Below are 15207 nucleotides of genomic sequence, written 5' to 3' on the forward strand. Positions count from 1 at the left end.
GCCTCGATGGACAAGCAGTACCTGACCCCAGCAGAGACGGTTAAGTCGATCGTGGAGAACGGCAAAAGGGTGCTGACCCAGTCCCGGCTGCGCACCCTGGTGCTGAGCCTTTTGGCAGGGTTCTACATCGGCTTCGGCGCAGAGCTCGCCACGGTGGTGAGCCACGACGCGGCGCAGGTCGCCGGCAGGGGTGTGGCCGCCTTCCTCTCCGGCAGCGTCTTCTCGCTGGGGCTCATGCTGGTGGTGGTCTGCGGGGCGGAACTCTTCACCGGCAACAGCATGCTGGCCAGCTCCGCCCTGCACGGCGAGATCACCTGGGGGCACCTTTTGGAGAACTGGGTCATCGTGATCCTGGGGAACCTGGCGGGATCGCTCATCTTCGCGGGCATGATGTTCGCTTCGCAGCTTTGGACCGCCCCCGGAGTGGCCGACCACGCCATCAAAATCGCAGCCGTGAAATGCCAGCTCCCCTTCACCGTGGCCCTGGTGCGGGGGATGCTTTGCAACTGGCTGGTCTGCCTCGCCGTCTTCATGGCCACCGCGGCACGGGACATCCCCGGTAAGCTTTTCGCCTGTTATTTCCCCATCATGGCCTTTGTCGCCAGCGGCTTCGAGCACTCCATCGCCAACATGTACTTCATACCCACCGGTCTGCTCCTGGCCGCAGCCCAGGGGCGGGAGGTGCCGGGCCTTACCTGGACCGCCTGCTTCCGCGACAACCTCCTCCCGGTCACCCTGGGCAACATCCTAGGGGGCGTGCTTTTCGTCGCCTTCGCCTACTGGTACGTCCATCTCAAGGTGGACGGGCGGCGCAGCCGGCAGTCCCGGCCAGGCGACGCATCCTAGCCTTAACCGGCGTCCCTTTCTCCCCCCTTCAAGGCCGGATCCTGCCTGACACTTCCCTAGCAAAACAGTGCATAGATAAAATCCTTAAAGTCAATTGCATAAGCGCCGATAATATTCGTCATGAGCGGCAATATCAAGGCGCTATGCTGGCGCCTGTTCAAGGAGCGTGTGGCTTATGCTAGGGGTGTCATCCGACAAGTTGCTGAACAGCCTTTTCGACGGTCTTTACTGCGTCGACCTGGACCGGCGCATCTCCTTTTGGAACAGTGCCGCGCAGAGAATAACCGGATACAGCGCAGAGGAAGTGCTGGGCTCTAAATGCCACGATTCCATCCTGCGTCACATGGAGATAGACGGCTACGACTGCGAGGTCAGGTCACCGTTGTCGGCGACCATGGAAGACGGCAAGGTCCGGGAAGCCAACGTGCTGGTGCACCACAAGCACGGCTACCGTCTCCCGGTGCAGGTGCGCACCTCTCCGGTAAGGGACGAAGAGGGCGCCATAGTTGGGGCGGTCCAGATCTTCACCGACAACTCGAACGCGGTGCAGATCCTCGCCGCGCTGGAGAAGCTTAAGCAGGACGTGCTGGTCGACTCGCTGACCGGGGTGGGGAACCGGAGGCTGGCCGACATGTCGCTCGATTCCAGGCTGCACGACTGGCAGACGCATTACAGGTCTTTCGGCGTGCTCTTCATGGACGTGGACCATTTCAAAAGCATCAACGACCGCTACGGGCACAAGACCGGGGACGACGTGCTGCGCATGGTGGGGAAAACCGTCTCCAGCGTATTCCGGAAGGTAGACACCGTGGCACGCTGGGGGGGGGAGGAGTTTGTGGCCATTCTCCCCTCCATCAGGCTCCCCGCGCTGGCCACGATAGCGGAAAGGGTCAGGACCGCGGTGGCCCGCTCCTTCTTGATGGAAGGGGGAGAGAGGATCGGCGTGACCCTCTCCATCGGGGGGACCATCGCCGAGAGCGGGGACACCGCCGAAAGCATCATCACCAGGGCGGACGCCCAGATGTACCGGAGCAAGGCCTGCGGGCGCAACCTGGTGACCCTGCGTTAGAGCGCCTGCCGCAAGGGTAACGATGCGGCCACGTCTTGTTGAGGCAGGTCCCATTAAAATTTTTCTTTGTAAATAAGATTTCATGTGTTAGTGTGTCCCTTTCTCAAGTTCCGCAATCTTGCTGCACTCGAGTGAGGCCATACAAACCACTATGGAATCTCTAGTTGCAAGGCTCAGAAATTGTATCTGGAGGATAGACGAACAGGGCATGGAAATGCCCCTCTTCCGGCTGCTCTGCCTTGCTGCGACTGTCATCTCCCTTTTCGTCATCATCCCGACAAACTACCTGCACCACCGCCCCGGCGAGATCAACGCGGCGCTTTTGTGCTTCGGCCTCAGCTCGTTCTGGCTCTTGCGCCGCGCCTGCAGGGGAACGCATCATGTCAAGGCCTTCTTCTTCCTGCTGCTCTTTCTGCTGAACCTGGTCTGGTTTCCAGGCGGCGGCACCAGCGGGAGTGTCGGCTATTTCTTTTTCTGCCTCTTTCTCTACGCTCCCATCTTTTTCCGGGGCAGGACGCGCTGGCTGCTGCTACTCATAGCGGTCGGCGATGCGGTACTCCTCTTGGCGGCTGAGCTCCAGTTCCCGGGCTCCGTGGTGCACTATGGGGCGGCGTCCGACAGGACGGCGGATCTGGCCGTCGGGCTGGTATCGAGCGCGCTTTGCTGTTCGATCATGCTGTGGGTGCTGTTGGAGCAGTACGACCGCGAGCAGCGGCGGTTGCTCGCGCTGAACCAGGAACTGCGCCTGACCATCGACGACCGCGCCTGCGTCGAGAGCTCAATGCTGCAAAACCGCGAGCTGCTTCACGCGGTGATCGAGGGGACCACCGACGCGGTGTTCGTCAAGAACCTGCAGGGGCAATACCTGCTCTTCAACCGCGCGGCCGAGGTCATGACGGGGGTCAGCGCGGGCATGGCACTGGGCAACGACGACTCCGCCATTTTCACCCCGGAGGTGGCGCAAAAGGCAATGGAGAAGGACCGGCTCATCCTCAAGACCCGCGAGACTTACACCCATGAGCTCCATATCTTGTCGCCGGACGGGGAGCCGAGGGTCCTCGAGGCGATCAAGGGCCCCCTGCAGGACGGCAAGGGTAACGTCGTCGGCGTTTTCGGCGTCTCCAGGGACGTAACCGAGCGCCGCCGAATGGCGCAGGAGCTCAGGAAGCTGAACGAGGAGCTGGAGCTGCGGGTGGCCGAGCGGACGGTGCGACTGGAGGCTGCCATGCGGGAACAGGAGAGCTTCAGCTACTCGGTCTCCCACGACCTGCGCGGGCCGCTGCGCCACATAAACAGCTACACGGCCATCATCGAGGAGGAATTCGGCGACGAACTGCCTAAGGAGGCGAAGCAGTACATGGACCGCATCCGCAATTCCAGCCGGATCATGGGGGACCTGATCGACGATCTGCTGGAACTCTCCCGTATCGGCAGGTCGGAACTTAGGAAGGTCCCGGTCAACCTGAGCGAGTTGGCCCGCGTGATCGGCAACGAACTGCTGGAGAGCGAGCCGGCGCGCAGGGGCGAACTGGTGGTCGAGCCTGGCCTTCAGGCGCATGGGGACCGGGTGCTTCTGGGGCAGTTGCTGGAGAACCTGCTCGGCAACGCCTGGAAGTATTCCAGGGGGAGGGACCTTGCCAGGATCGAGGTGGGGAAGTCGAGCTCAGGGGAGCGGGACCTGTTCTTCGTCCGGGACAACGGAGTGGGCTTCGACATGGCCTACCAGGACAAGCTCTTCGGGCCCTTTCAACGCCTGCACGGCTCGGAGTTCGAGGGTACCGGCATCGGCCTTGCCACGGTGAAGCGGATCGTGGAGCGGCACGGCGGCAGCGTCTGGGCTCAGGGGGAAATAGACGCCGGAGCCACCATCTACTTTACCCTTTCCTGAGAAATTCCGGCCCGACTGCAAGGAGCGGCACAAATGCTACGCTTGGCGATACTGCTGCTGGTCTGCCTCCTGGCCCTGATTCTCGCCGCGGCCACCTGGCAGAGGCAGCTCCTTTATTTCCCCACACATAGAAGCGGCAACAACGGCCTCTCCGAATGGCGCCACCGCCAGGAGCTGATCGGTTTCGCCCGCAAGGTCCCCTCTCCGAAAAACGTCTGGCTCATGCTGCACGGAAACGGCGGCCAGGCCAGCGACCGCGCCTACGCCCTCGCCTCGTTTTCGCCGGACGACTCGGTTTACATCCTGGAATATCCCGGGTACGGCACAAGGCCCGGGGCTCCCTCCCGCGCGAGCTTCGACGCCGCCGCGAGACAGGCCTACCACCTGCTCAGGGAGAGCTTCCCGCGCATCCCGGTCTGCGTACTTGGTGAGTCGCTTGGAACCGGCTCCGCCTCGGTCCTGGCCGGCGAGCACCCGGCCCCGGACAAGATCGTGCTGGTGGCGCCGTTCGACCAGTTGCACCGGGTGGCCGCTTACCACTACCCGTTTCTGCCGGTGCGCCTGCTTCTGGCCGACGACTGGGACAACGTCGACTCCTTGCGGGGGTACGAAGGGCGGTTGGACATATTCGCCATGCGGGGCGACGAGGTCATCCCGGCAAGGTTCGCCAAGGCTTTGGCCGACAGCAAGCCGGGGGCCATCTACCGCGAAATCGAGGGGGGGCATAACGACTGGGCCGCCACCGGGCGGGTGGCAGTCAGGAACCCTTGAGGGGGGCAAACGACAGGCGGGGAGAGTAAAAGGGGACAGGCCGCCTTGGGGCACTCTGTCCCCTTATTGTTTGGAGCTAGCCGATCAGCGTGAAGCGCTCCTTAGGCACCAGGCAGACCTCGCACTTATCGGGCGCGGCGTCGTAGACTGTGTTGCCGCACACCTCGCAGACGTAGACGGGCCGCTCCGCCAGATCGGCTCCCGCCTCGACCGCGGAGAGCGCCTGCTGGTAAAGGCCGTGGTGCACTTCCTCTACGGCCAGCGCGAATTTGAAGGAGTTTTCCGCGGCGCGGTCTCCCTCGGCCCTTGCCTGCTCCAGGAAGGGGGGATACATCTTCTGGAATTCGAACCCTTCCCCCTCGACCGCCTCCTTCAGGTTCTCGACGGTGCTCCTGATCCCCCCCATGGCGCGCAGATGGGCGTGGGCGTGGACCGTCTCGGCGTGGGCCGCGGCGCGGAACAGTTTTGCCACCTGCGGCAGCCCGTCGGCCTCAGCCTTCTTGGCGAAGGCCAGGTACTTGCGGTTGGCCTGGCTTTCCCCTGCGAACGCCTCGGCAAGATTCTCTTTCGTGGACATCTGGTTCCTCCTAAGACGATTTTTGTGATGCTTGAATATAGCGGCTGCGTGGAACCAGTCAAGGGTGCTTTAAGATTATATTTGTCTGATTTGTATACGTTTTTTGCGCTTTGTGAGGGATGCGCGGTAAGGGGATGAGTCTTGACATGCATCGGTTCTAATGTAACCTTCGTGGTGCTGAAGGCAGCGAGGCGCTGGAAAGGTAGGATGTCCTAGAGGCCCCAAATGACCCAGGAGATCAACACTCTGGAGGAGATGCTCGATCGTATCGGTGAATCCTCCGATGAGGAGGGGCGTGTCACCTTGGGTAGCATCGTCGAGTCGGTGGGGGGGAGGTCGTTTGGCCCCTTGCTGCTCCTGGTGGGGCTCATCATGACCTCTCCCTTGAGCGGCATGCCGGGGCTCCCGACCACGATGGGGATACTGGTGGTGCTGATCGCGGGCCAGATCCTCTTCGGCAAGGACCATTTCTGGTTGCCGCGCTGGGTGCTCAAGCGCTCTTTTGAGCAGCGCAAGATCTCCAAGGTGATCGGGTGGCTGCGGCCGGCCGCCAGGTTCGTCGACCGCTGGCTCAGGCCGCGGCTTCCCGCCTTCGTCAAGGGGTGGAGGATCCACCTCATTTCCTTTTTCTGCGTCGCCATCGGGGCGGTAATGCCGGTCATGGAACTGGTCCCCTTCTCGGCACACGCAGCGGGCCTGGCGCTCACCGCCTTCGGCCTGGCCCTGATCGCGCGGGACGGGCTGCTTGCCCTGATTGCCTTCGTGGTGATCGGGGTCAGCATTGGGATGTTCGTCTACAACACGCTCTGAGAGCAGGTCGTCAGGGGAGGTAGTCTTCGCGCACCGGTGAGAAGACCTCGATGGCCACCGACTCCTCGATAACCTCCGCGCCGTGCTCCACCCCTTTGCCGATGCACCAGCTGTCGCCTGCGCGCAAATCGCGCGCCTTTCCCCCTATGGTGAGCCTCATCCTGCCGCGCACCAGGTAGCCGGTCTGTTCGTGCGGGTGGGCGTGCTGCGGAAGGCGTGCCCCTTCTTCCAGCAGGAATTCCACCATCAGGGTCTTTTCGCCGTAAACCAGGGTCTTGCGCCTGATTCCCTCGAGCACCTCCTGGTACCCTTCGGGGTTCCCTTCTGCAAACATGCTTACTCCTTGTCAGGCGCCTTCGAGCGCTCCGGTTTGGCGCAGGGCCTCGTAAAGGACGATCCCTGCCGAGGTGGAGAGGTTGAGGCTGCGGACCTTGCAGGGGATCGGGATGCGGACGGCGGTCTGCTGGTTGGCATCGATCAGCTCCTCGGGAAGCCCTTTGGTCTCTTTGCCGAAAACGATGAAGTCGCCGGGGAGAAAGGAGAAGCCCAGGTAGCTTCTTTCGGCCTTCTTGGAGGTGTAGACGAACCTTCCCCCCGGATAGGCCTGCTGCAGGGCGGGGAGGTCGGGCCAGTAATGGATCTCCACCTCGCTCCAGTAATCGAGCCCCGCCCTTTTGAGGTAGCGGTCCTCGGTGGAAAAGCCTAGCTTCCCCACCAGGTGCAGTATGGTGCCGGTGGCTCCGCAGAGCCTGGCGATGTTGCCGGTGTTGGGAGGTATCTCCGGCTCGACGAGGACTATGTGAAAAGGTTTCGTCTGTGGCATGGGGCGTCCTCTATGACAGTGAGATTCACCGCTTTCTCAGCAGGTGGAAGCCGGGCAATGACAGCTTTGAAAATGTCTCTTTTCCATCCCGGAAACAGTGCCTGAAAAGCAACCGATATTTGTATCTCAAAGCGGAAAATAAGGCAAAGATAAACGGCTAAAAGCCAGTAACCCCGGGGGCTTGACAGGGACGCCGGTTCTGTAAGCTTGCAATTTATCGACAGATAGTCTATACTCCCCCCTTCAAACACCTTCTGGAGGCCAACTTGAGCACGCCTGACACTAGTGGACACTTCGGCCGTTTCGGCGGCAGATACGTCTCCGAAACCCTGATGCCGGCGCTCCTCGAACTCGAGGAAGCGTACAACCATTACCGCACCGACAAGGGGTTCAAGGAGGAGTACGCCTACTACATGCGCCAGTATGTCGGGCGGCCTAATCCGCTTTACTTTGCCGAGAAGCTGACCCGCAAGCTCGGGGGCGCAAAGGTCTACCTGAAGCGCGAGGACCTGAACCACACCGGCGCCCACAAGGTCAACAACGCCATCGGCCAGGCGTTGCTCGCCAGGAAGATGGGGAAGAAGAAGGTAATCGCCGAGACGGGCGCCGGGCAGCACGGCGTGGCGACCGCGACGGTGGCGGCTCTCTTCGGCATGGAGTGTGAGGTCTTCATGGGCGAGGAGGACATCCGGCGCCAGTCCCTCAACGTGTTCAGGATGAAGCTTTTGGGGGCGAAGGTCACCCCGGTCACCTCCGGCACCGCGACCCTGAAGGACGCCATGAACGAGGCGATGCGCCACTGGGTCACCTACGTCGCCGACACCTTCTACATCATCGGCACCGTGGCGGGGCCGCACCCGTACCCGGCGATGGTGCGCGACTTCCAGGCCATCATCGGCAACGAGGCGAGGGCGCAGCACCTGGAGGCGGAAGGAAGGCTCCCCGACTACCTGGTGGCGGCCGTGGGTGGCGGGAGCAACGCCATAGGCCTTTTCCACGCCTTCAGCGACGACGCGAGCGTCAAGATGATCGGAGTCGAGGCCGCAGGCTTCGGCATCGACTCCGGCAAGCACGCAGCTCCCCTTTGCGCCGGGACCGTGGGGGTGCTGCACGGCAACAAGACCTACCTTTTGCAGGACGATTTCGGTCAGATCGCCCACGCGCATTCCATCTCCGCCGGGCTCGACTACCCCGGCGTGGGACCCGAGCACGCCTTCCTTAAGGAGAGCGGGCGTGCCAGCTACGTCTCCGTGACCGACCAGGAGGCACTGGACGCGTTCCAGGTACTGACCCGCGAGGAGGGGATCATCCCGGCGCTGGAATCGTCGCACGCAGTAGCACACGTACTGCGTCTGGCGCCGACACTGTCAGCCAATGAGAGCATCGTCGTCTGCCTTTCAGGCAGGGGCGATAAGGACATCCATACCGTGGCCGACGTTATGGGGGTACAGCTTTAATATACGAAATCCTGAGGTTTTAGTGGGGGAGAGCCGCTGAGCGGGTCTCCCTTTTTATCGACTATTGTTACAAGAATCTAATGTATTTCTTGCAATGTTGTCGGTTTTGGCTACACTAGAGCACTCAGGTTGGCGACGAGCCACCTGCATTTTAATGAAAGGAGAGATTGGCGCAGGCTTCACTACCGACATTTATGTAAAGCTACTTAAAGCCGGCAAAAGCCATTCACAAGCGATCTATGAAAAGAAAATCTTTGTTGTTGGTCGCGATGCTCATGTTGACCGCATCGTGCGACCAGTCACACCTGCAACAGGCGCAGGTACCGGTCACTCCGGTTGTTTCGGAGGCGGACCGGGCGCTGCTTGCCTGGGCGGAAGGAAGCGAGAAACCGGCGCAAAGCGCCGCCGCCTCCACCCCCGCCACGCAGATGGAATTGCCCAAGGAGGCAGTACTGGACGGAAGGAAAAAACTGGTTCCCGCCATTTACGCGACCTTCGCACGCAGAACCACCCCCGCCCGGGCCAAATGGCTCGCGGAGATCTGCTACGAGAAGACTGAGGGAACCATATTCACACCGCTGGACCTGGCTGAGATAGCCCTGGCGGAAACCGGCAGCTACAAGCTGTCATCTAGAGCGGTCTCCGTCAAGGGAGCCTTGGGGGTCTGGCAGTTGATGCCGGAGAGGGCCGCAAGCCATGGATACACGCCGCAGGACATGTGGGACGACGAGAAGTGCGCTGAGGCTGCGGTGAAAGAGCTCAAGGAGAAGCTCGGCATGGCAAAGGGAAATATGGCAAGGGCCAAGAGGCTCTATTGCGGAGTGGGGCCCGCGGCCAGGGCCTACGACAAAGTCCGCAAGCGCTTCCGTGCGGAGATCCTGCACGAGATGGAAAAAGGGATGCTGCAGCAAGTAGCCAGCAACAGCTAGTCCTTTTTGCCGTTTGAAGTTCGGTTGTGCTATAGTGGGCGGGCCCGTTTTTGGGGTCCGCCCTTTTTCTTTCCAGCAGCGGGCGTGTCGAGCGCCGTTGAAAAGCAGGAGTCAGATTTTGAAAAAGATATTGTTCTTGTTGTTGGCCGTCGTCGCCCTTTCCGGCTGCACCAGCTTCGTCACCCACCCGGTGGTGACGGTGGAGGATCTGAGCGTGGTCTCGCTGGACCCCACCGGCGCCGGGATGGAACTCTACCTCAAGGTGAAGAACCCCAACAGCTTCGACGTGAAACTCGAGGGGTACAGCTACGATCTCAGGGTGATGGCGCTCCCTTTGGCCAAGGGGGGCGCGCGAGAGAAGGTGAATTTCCCGGCAGGTGGGGAGGCCGATTTCCGCATCCCGATCAGGATCAGCTACCAGGACCTGATCGAGATCCTGAAGCGCAAGCCCGACCCGGACCGGATACCGTACCAACTGGCCGCAGGGCTCGAGATGGAGACCCCGGTGGGGGAGATGACCGTCCCCGTGCAGCGCACCGGCACCTACGCGATCCCGAAAGAGTACCGCCCCTCCGCGCTCTTCGGCAGGATCAGCGACTTCTTCAAGGCCCTCTAAACGAGGCGCTTCCCCCACCATCAACCCCCTCCCGCAAGGGGAGGGGGCGATCTTGTATAAAGACCGCTTTCTTCCGCCCCGTATACTCTTAATCCCGCGCTAGCCCGTCCTTCAGGTTTTCCTGCCCCCCACTGTCAGGCTCAATGTCCGCCGTTTGTCTTTCTGCACTTTTTCTTCCTGACATAAAAAATTATTTGAAGAGTTTTGAAATAATGTCCGTCAAACCTGAAAGCACATATCACTGTGAGATGGAGGCGACTGAGAGTAAAACTGTTTTTTAAGTTGATAAAAAGACAGCCAGTTGGTATTGTGCTGCGCTAATAAAGGCTTCCAGGCGCCGATTCGCCAAAAATTGATATGCAGTAATATTTCTCAGTAATTTAATTAGGGAGGGTAAAAACATGAAAAAGCTTTTGGTGGTAACGACCGCGGTATTGCTGAACGCAGCGGTGACCCATGCCGGGTCCGACGTCAACGGGATCGTCATCAACAATTCCAGCAACCAAGGCTCCGCCAACATAGCCGTAGGCGGTGGCAATGCCGCGCGGGTCGGCTCTACCACCATCCAGAACAGCCGCGTCAACGGCTACGTGGAGAACTTCTCCAACAACCAGGGCTCCGCCAATATCGCCGTCGGCTCCGGTAACAAGGCCGCGGTCGGCTCCACCACCGTGACCGGTTCCAACGTGAACGGCTCCGTGTTCAACTACTCCAACAACCAGGGTTCCGCCAATATAGCCGTTGGGGCCGGCAACCGGGCCAGTGTCGGCTCCACCGCCGTCGTCGGTTCCACCGTTCAGGGGGGAGTGAGCAACTACTCCAACAACCAGGGGGCGGCCAACGTCGCGGTAGGCGTCGGGAACCAGGCCACCATGGGCTCCAACACCGTCAAGCACTCCAACGTCCAGGGGTGGGTCAGCAACAGCTCGGACAACCAGGGCGCTGCGAACATCGCCGTCGGCGGCTGGAACAAGGCCAACGTCGGCTCCACCGACATCCAGAACTCCAATGTCCAGGGCGGCGTGATGAACGGCTCCAGCAACAGGGGCGCCGCCAACATCTCGGTCGGCTACGGCAACAAGGCGAACATGGGGTCCACCGAGATCCAGAACTCCAACGTGAACGGCGTGATCTACAACAACTCCAACAACCAGGGGGCAGCGAATATCGCGGTCGGCGTCGGCAACAAGACCACCATGGGCTCCACCAGCGTCGAGAATTCCAATGTAAGGGGTGTCGTCTACAACGGCTCCAACAACCAGGGCGCCGCCAACATCGCCGTGGGCTACGGCAACAAGGCCAACATGGGATCGGTCTCCGTGGAGAACTCCAACGTGAACGGCGCCATCCTCAACGGCTCCAACAACCAGGGCTCGGCCAACATCGCGGTCGGCGTCGGCAATGAAGCCAACATGGGATCGGTGGTAGTCAAGTAGGGAAAGCCGAAGCGGCACCGGCACCGGGATTGCCGGCGGTGCCGCTTACGCCACAGGAGGAAAACATGGAAAAGACGGCAAGGATCTTCCTCGCGCTTTGCCTGCTCGTTCTCTGGTCCTCCAGCTTCGCCTGCGCCTCCGATCTCGACGACGGCATCTCCAAGCCGTACGACGAGTCGATCGAGCGCGATGACGAACTGGGACAAAAGGACAGGAACATCAGCTTCATCAGGCGCAACGCTATGAGCCAGGCCGACGTCGCCGCCAAGGCCGCGACCCGCCAGATGCCGTCGGTGCGCGGCGGCGTGAGCGCACCCCCCAGTGCGCCCGCTACGGGAAACCTGAACAGCGTGGTTTTGGGGATAGGCGGCAGCGTGCGTGGCGACATCGTCATCATCGACCAAAGCCGCGGCGACAAGACCCAGGTCATCGGGCGCTAGAAGTCCATTGCCCCGCAGCATCTGCGGTTGGCACCATCATTTCATTGCCAAGAGGGACACATGAAGACAGTGCTTTTCAAAACAACGCGGGCAAGGCTCGCCCTGGTGCTCGTGGCCTCGGGACTCCTCGGGGCGTGCGCTTCGGTCAGCCCGTCGAAGGTTGACGTGAAGCTGCCCGAGACGGCCCCGGTCCAGAAGATCACCAGCTACACCCAGGCCCTTCGTAACCTGGGGCTCATGACCGAGATCTACGATACCGGCGCGCTCAAGATCCAGAGCAACCCCATCGGCGACAACACCGGGACCGCCATGGCGACCGGCGGCGAGATCCCCAAGGACATCACGGAGATGATCAAAAGCGCCCTCAACTCCATCGGGGGCAACGTGGTGTTCATCCCCTACGACCCGGCCTTCATCCAGAACCAGATGGCCACCGGGTACTCCAACTTCGACAAGAAGCTGATCCCTGACGTGGTGGTCTCGGGTGGGATCACCGAGTTCGACCGGGGTTTAGAGACCCGCGGCTCCGGCGTCGACCTCGGCGCGGAAGGGGAGGTCCCCCTGAAGGTCCCGGTCCCCTCGAACAGGATCGGCCTCGACTACTCCAATCAGACGAAGACCGGCCTGGCGCGGATCACCCTAGATTTCAACCTGCTCGACTTCAGGACCATGGCCGGCATCGCCCGGATGAACACGGTGAACTCCATGGAGGTCACCAAGGCGCTGAGCGAGAAGGAGATCGGCGTCACCCTCTTCGGCCCCACCTTCGGGAGCAAGGGGTCGGTGAAGAAGGTCCAGGGGCGGCACAACGCGGTGAGGCTCCTGGTCGAGGCGAGCATGATCCAGATCGTGGGCAAGAACCTCGCAATCCCCTACTGGCGCCTGATCGACGACGACGCCCAGTCGGACGAGGTGGTGCTCTCCGCCGTCAAGAAGAGCTACTACCGGATGAACGACTTCCAGCGCAACCACAACGTGCAGCAGTGGCTCTACCTGCACGGCTACGACTGCCCGGTGACCGGGAACCTCGACGACGCTACCCGCGCAGCGATCAAGCAGTTCCGTCCCGCCGCCGTGGTGGAGAAGTCGGTCGACGTCGACACCTTCGTGCAGCTCTACCTGAGCATCCCGATCGACGAGAAGACGCTCGGCCGCAGGATGACCCTCACCAGCATCATCCAGGCGCAGGCCGCCCCCGCTCCGGCTCCAGCTCCCCAAGCTGCAGCCCCCCCTGAGGGGCCCTACGCCCACCTCTCCGCCGAGGAGCGCCGCATCAAGAGCACCGAGGCGATGATCGAGGCAGGCCGCAACTTCCGCCAGCGCAACTACGGCAAGGCGTCGGAATACTTCGCCGAAAACCTGAAGATACTTCCTTCCCCGGAAACCTACTTCTACCTCGGGCTTTGCCAGAAGGAGATGAAGGACGAGGCGGGGGCCGCCGCAACGCTCCTGGAAGGGACCGTCAAGTTCCCGCAGGACCCGCTGCTTTGGAAGTCGCTGGGGCTCCTCGAGTACGAGAAGGGTGATATCGGCAGCGCCAGGAAGTCGCTTTCGGAGGCGCTCAGGCTCTCCCCTGACGACCGGCAGGCGAAGTTCCTTTTGGACAGGCTCGACACCGGCAACAGGATGTAGCGCGCCGGTGGCGCTAACTACCCCGCGCCCGGTAAGCCGGGTAGCGGGTGACAGAGAGGAAAAGCATGTCGTTGAGAAAATCCAGGATGGTGTTTCTCGTTTCCGTGGCGATGGCGATCCCCCTTGTTGCAGGGTGCTCCTCGACCAAGAGGGAGTACAAGGTGGGGGTGGTGGGCTTTCAGCAGTGCAGGCCCGACCTGGTCCTGAAGGAAACCGGTTATAACGATATCGAGACCAAGAACGAGGCGGGGAGGTGCAACAAGCGCGGGATGCCAGTCATCTTCGCGGCCGAGCTGGCCGGCGGCATCGAAAAGCAGCTGAAAAAGAAGGTCGTGGTGGTCCCGCTCGACGTCCCGTACAACTACAACATCCGCTCCCAGATCGACATAGCCCGCCGCGAGGGGCTCGACTACCTTGTGGGCGGAAAGCTCGACAGCTACATCGATCCCGCAGCCGTGGACCGGGCCAAGAGGGCCGGCATCCTGGCGAACACCGCGATCCTCTCCCCGACCCCCTCGGCCATCCCTGACGACGCCGAGACGGTCCTTAAGACCGACCTGAAGCTTGCGCGGGTCTCCGACGGGAAGATCCTCTCCGAATACCGGGAGGAGGAGCAGGGGAGCAAGGGGGGCGATTACTACACCAGGGAGTTGGCTGAGAAGATCGCCGACCGGATCGAAGGCTTCGAGTAAAGCCGCTTCTCAGGACTAACCGGCGCATCGGGGTCCCGCTGCAGCTGCAAAAGATCAACGGAGGACAAAGCGATGCACAAGATAGTAATGGCGGCCCTGCTGCTGGCGCTTCTCGCCGGCACGGCCTGGGCCGATGAAGAGAGCGCAAACCAGATCGACGACACCTTCGCCAAGGCTAAAGCCTGGCTTAGCACGCAGAAACTCTCGGTGACCGGCGGGGGGGCTGCCCGCGACGACGGCGCCGCCTTCGAGCAGGACGTGATCCTCTTCTACGGCGAGGCGGTCGGGAACCCTGAGATGAAGAGCCAGGCGCAGCGGGAGATGATGGCCAAGCGCGCCGCGGTGGTGGTGGCGCAGCGCTCGCTCGCCGAGTACCTGAACGGGTTCGCCCTGGTCGGGGACACGCTGGTTAAGGACGGCGTGCTGCAAAGCGACAGCATCCGCTCCGCGGTGCAGGCGATGATCAGCGGCTCCCAGGTCGTGTTCCAGGATTACAGCAAGGAGAAGGACACCGCCATCGCCTTCATCAAGATCGGCCTGCACGGACCCAAAGGGTTCGCCTCCAACGTCTACGATAAGCTGTTCAAGGACCCCGAGGCCAAGAAGAGCGTGACCGAGGTGGAAGGAAAGCCTGCGCCGGTCTACGAGCCGAAGGCCGAGCCGCAGCCGGAGCCCCCAGCTATTCCCTACGACGGGCTCGTCATCGACGCCACGGACCAGAACTTCAGGGCCGCCCTGATCAACCGCGTCTTCAGCGTGAAGAGCGAGCTCCTCTATGACCCGTCCAAGGTGAGCCAAAAGGTCCTGGTGGAGCAGGGTTGCGGCGAGTACGTGAACAGCGTCGAGAAGGGAAAGGCGGCGCTCGAGGCTAGGGGGGTGAAGAACCCGCTGGTGGTGAAAGCGGTTGGGACCGTGACCGCCTCCGACCTGCAGGTCTCCGACCAGGACGCGGTGGCCATCTTCGCCGCGGCACAGAAATCGGATTTCCTGACCGGCGCGAAGGTCGCGTTCGTGTTGAAGTAGATATCCCGCGGGGATTCACCCGGAGAAGCAGTACTGGCAGTGGGCCGAAAGAGCCCACTGCCTTTTTATTTTCAATTTCGGACTTCCCTCACTGCCAAGGGTCATGCGATACTAGGGCGCTTCGCCAGCCAAAGGCTGCGACGCTTTAGCGGTATCGACATTCCCCGAGGGTCGAGTCAGTCACGCCTCCCCCCGGTT

At 61.6% G+C, this 15207-nt stretch carries 16 protein-coding genes; 13 read left to right on the plus strand and 3 right to left on the minus strand.

Translation table 11 applies throughout. The features are described 5' to 3' along the window. The first annotated feature begins 6 nt into the window (after window positions 1-6). The 4 genes from GEOBRER4_RS04500 to GEOBRER4_RS04515 all read left to right on the plus strand — a co-directional run bounded on the left by GEOBRER4_RS04500 (window position 7) and on the right by GEOBRER4_RS04515 (window position 4574). Window positions 7-846 carry a formate/nitrite transporter family protein gene (locus GEOBRER4_RS04500; protein WP_185244403.1) on the plus strand — a complete coding sequence of 280 codons (840 nt, stop codon included), beginning with the start codon at window positions 7-9 and terminating at the stop codon, window positions 844-846. A 175-nt stretch (window positions 847-1021) separates the two neighbouring features. Beyond that, entirely contained in the window at window positions 1022-1915 is an 894-nt protein-coding gene (locus GEOBRER4_RS04505) for a sensor domain-containing diguanylate cyclase (protein ID WP_185244404.1), read from the plus strand. Window positions 1916-2123: 208 nt separating this feature from the next. Further along, window positions 2124-3803 (plus strand): sensor histidine kinase, encoded by a 1680-nt coding sequence (locus GEOBRER4_RS04510; protein ID WP_185244405.1) that lies wholly within the window; start codon window positions 2124-2126, stop codon window positions 3801-3803. Window positions 3804-3836: 33 nt separating this feature from the next. Next, window positions 3837-4574, plus strand: a complete 738-nt coding sequence (locus GEOBRER4_RS04515; RefSeq protein ID WP_185244406.1) for an alpha/beta hydrolase — start codon at window positions 3837-3839, stop codon at window positions 4572-4574. 76 nt (window positions 4575-4650) lie between these two features. On the opposite strand, the gene GEOBRER4_RS04520 is transcribed toward GEOBRER4_RS04515, so the two are convergent. After that, window positions 4651-5151: a rubrerythrin family protein gene (locus GEOBRER4_RS04520; protein WP_085813636.1), complete on the minus strand. Its 501-nt coding sequence runs from the start codon at window positions 5149-5151 to the stop codon at window positions 4651-4653. A 225-nt stretch (window positions 5152-5376) separates the two neighbouring features. Between GEOBRER4_RS04520 and GEOBRER4_RS04525 the strand changes: the two genes are divergently transcribed. Next, complete coding sequence (locus GEOBRER4_RS04525; protein ID WP_185244407.1) at window positions 5377-5961, plus strand: exopolysaccharide biosynthesis protein; 585 nt, start codon at window positions 5377-5379, stop codon at window positions 5959-5961. 10 nt (window positions 5962-5971) lie between these two features. On the opposite strand, the gene GEOBRER4_RS04530 is transcribed toward GEOBRER4_RS04525, so the two are convergent. Further along, the gene (locus tag GEOBRER4_RS04530; protein WP_185244408.1) at window positions 5972-6295 is read right to left on the minus strand and encodes a cupin domain-containing protein; all 324 of its coding nucleotides are present in this window, start codon (window positions 6293-6295) and stop codon (window positions 5972-5974) included. Between the two features lie 12 nt (window positions 6296-6307). Next, on the minus strand, window positions 6308-6784 hold the full coding sequence (locus GEOBRER4_RS04535; RefSeq protein WP_185244409.1) for a tRNA (cytidine(34)-2'-O)-methyltransferase: 477 nt from the start codon (window positions 6782-6784) through the stop codon (window positions 6308-6310). A 266-nt stretch (window positions 6785-7050) separates the two neighbouring features. On the opposite strand from GEOBRER4_RS04535, the gene trpB reads away from it, so the two are divergent. The 8 genes from trpB to GEOBRER4_RS04575 all read left to right on the plus strand — a co-directional run bounded on the left by trpB (window position 7051) and on the right by GEOBRER4_RS04575 (window position 15009). Then, entirely contained in the window at window positions 7051-8241 is a 1191-nt protein-coding gene (trpB, locus tag GEOBRER4_RS04540) for a tryptophan synthase subunit beta (protein ID WP_185244410.1), read from the plus strand. Window positions 8242-8480: 239 nt separating this feature from the next. After that, the gene (locus GEOBRER4_RS04545; protein ID WP_085813631.1) at window positions 8481-9170 is read left to right on the plus strand and encodes a transglycosylase SLT domain-containing protein; all 690 of its coding nucleotides are present in this window, start codon (window positions 8481-8483) and stop codon (window positions 9168-9170) included. Window positions 9171-9288: 118 nt separating this feature from the next. Continuing rightward, window positions 9289-9786: an LEA type 2 family protein gene (locus GEOBRER4_RS04550; protein WP_185244411.1), complete on the plus strand. Its 498-nt coding sequence runs from the start codon at window positions 9289-9291 to the stop codon at window positions 9784-9786. Window positions 9787-10187: 401 nt separating this feature from the next. Then, on the plus strand, window positions 10188-11222 hold the full coding sequence (locus GEOBRER4_RS04555; RefSeq protein WP_185244412.1) for a hypothetical protein: 1035 nt from the start codon (window positions 10188-10190) through the stop codon (window positions 11220-11222). A gap of 65 nt (window positions 11223-11287) precedes the next feature. Continuing rightward, the gene (locus GEOBRER4_RS04560; RefSeq protein ID WP_185244413.1) at window positions 11288-11662 is read left to right on the plus strand and encodes a hypothetical protein; all 375 of its coding nucleotides are present in this window, start codon (window positions 11288-11290) and stop codon (window positions 11660-11662) included. A 60-nt stretch (window positions 11663-11722) separates the two neighbouring features. Continuing rightward, window positions 11723-13294 (plus strand): hypothetical protein, encoded by a 1572-nt coding sequence (locus GEOBRER4_RS04565; protein ID WP_185244414.1) that lies wholly within the window; start codon window positions 11723-11725, stop codon window positions 13292-13294. Between the two features lie 65 nt (window positions 13295-13359). Next, window positions 13360-13986: a hypothetical protein gene (locus tag GEOBRER4_RS04570; protein WP_185244415.1), complete on the plus strand. Its 627-nt coding sequence runs from the start codon at window positions 13360-13362 to the stop codon at window positions 13984-13986. A gap of 72 nt (window positions 13987-14058) precedes the next feature. After that, window positions 14059-15009, plus strand: coding sequence for a hypothetical protein (locus GEOBRER4_RS04575; protein WP_185244416.1), 951 nt, complete (start codon window positions 14059-14061; stop codon window positions 15007-15009). The last annotated feature ends 198 nt before the right edge of the window (window positions 15010-15207 follow it).

Source organism: Citrifermentans bremense (assembly GCF_014218275.1).
GTDB lineage: Bacteria > Desulfobacterota > Desulfuromonadia > Geobacterales > Geobacteraceae > Geomonas > Geomonas pelophila.